The organism is Bacillus sp. AY2-1 (assembly GCF_008368965.1).
In the GTDB taxonomy this organism is placed as follows: Bacteria; Bacillota; Bacilli; order Bacillales; family Bacillaceae_G; genus Bacillus_A; species Bacillus_A thuringiensis_S.
In genome coordinates this window covers 1-1,662 of the sequence record NZ_QPEL01000327.1, presented here as the reverse complement: position 1 = coordinate 1,662, position 1,662 = coordinate 1, and the positions used below count along the sequence as shown (strand labels likewise).

Genomic DNA, 1,662 nt, shown 5'->3' with positions numbered 1-1,662 from the left:
TGAAGAACAATACTTTGGATAAAAACATAGGAATTGTATTTGAGGTTCAGGAAACTGATTATACGAATAGAAAGAGGTCATGGGAGACTCTTAATTGGTTTCATAAAAATATTACTGGTATGCAAACAAAAATGAATTATTTGGAGATATAAAAGGCACTATCGGTTTATTTATTTTTACATGTAACTTGAGTTAGAGATTATTTTAATGAACCTTTTCTTCTAAGTAAGTGTGTTAGGAGGGAAGGTTTTACTATTAATCTTTTTTAATCATAGGGAGGACAAATGAAAAAACTAACTCTTATAAAGAAGCTTATTGTAACTTTTGGGATTTTGTTGCTTTTCCTTTTTAGTAATTTATCTGAGGATGTAATACTAGTACATGCTATGACTAAGAACGACCAAAGTTCTCTCATGTCAGATAAGGTTCGTGCTAGTCGAGCTATTGAACATACACGTTTTCTGTCTGAGAAAATTGGTCCACGTCCAAGTGGGACTAAGGAAGAACATAAAGCAGCTACATACATTGGAGATACATTAAAAAAATTAGGGTATGAAGTTGAGTATCAGGCCTTTCCTGTACCAGATCAATATATTGGGAGTATCTCTTTTAGTGTGTATGGAGAAAAAGAATGGCAAGTTGGAGCAGCATCTAATGCATCTATACCTAAAGATCCTGTCGTAGGGCCGGTAGTTTCTATAGGAAAAGAGAACGATATTAAAAATTCACCTGAGCCAATTCATGGGAAAATAGTATTACTGGAACAAGCTGATACGTATGAGAAATATAATGAACAAGTTGAGTATGCAGTAGAAAAGGGAGCAAAAGCTGTATTGTTATATAGTACGATTGGGGATAGAGGCAACTATGGAGAAGCCTTTAACCCAGTTCTAAAAAAGAAACAATCAATACCTGTATTTGGGCTTGCTTATAATCAGGGAATTAGAATGAAAGATAAAATAGTGCATAATAAAAATATAGTTAGTTTAAAGGCAAAACATGAAATGAATTTGAGTTCATTAAATGTTATTGCGAAAAAAAAGCCCAAATACAAGACAGATAATGAGGATGTAGCAATAATGAGTGCTCATTATGATAGTGTTATCGGAGCACCTGGAGCAAATGACAATGCTTCTGGCGTAGGACTTTTATTAGAGTTAGCATACAATTTTAAAGATATAGAGATTAATAAAGAAATTCAATTCATAGCGTTTGGAGCAGAAGAAAATGAATCCTTAGGTGCTTACCATTATGTTAATCAGTTATCTACAACAGATAAGAAACATATTCTAGGGGTTTTTAATGCAGATATGATAGCGACAAGTTACCAACAGGCTAAGGACTTATATGCAATGACACTAGATGGCTCTCAAAATGAAGTAACAAATACTGCAGTAGCTACTAGTAAAGCATTAGGGAAATCGGTTGTATTAACTGGAAAGTTTGATTCTAGTGATCATGTACCATTTTACGAAGCTGGAATTTCCTCAGCACTATTTATTTGGATGGATGTAGAGAGTTGGAATCCCCTAATTTATCATGTTGAAAAGGTATTCCATACACCTCAAGATACCGTTTTAGAAAATATTTCTCCTCAACGTATGCAGGAGGCACTAGAAATTATAGGGACAAGTTTATATTACTTTATCAAAAGATAGGTTT

1 protein-coding gene and 1 pseudogene are annotated in these 1,662 nt (G+C 33.6%); both read left to right on the top strand.

Going from position 1 to position 1,662, the window contains the following annotated elements; genetic code table 11:
• Positions 1-152, top strand: a pseudogene (locus tag DN403_RS32120) (endonuclease); the annotation flags it as partial.
• 132 nt (positions 153-284) lie between these two features.
• Positions 285-1,658 carry a M28 family metallopeptidase gene (locus DN403_RS30865; RefSeq protein WP_000737099.1) on the top strand — a complete coding sequence of 458 codons (1,374 nt, stop codon included), beginning with the start codon at positions 285-287 and terminating at the stop codon, positions 1,656-1,658.
• Positions 1,659-1,662 lie beyond the last annotated feature (4 nt).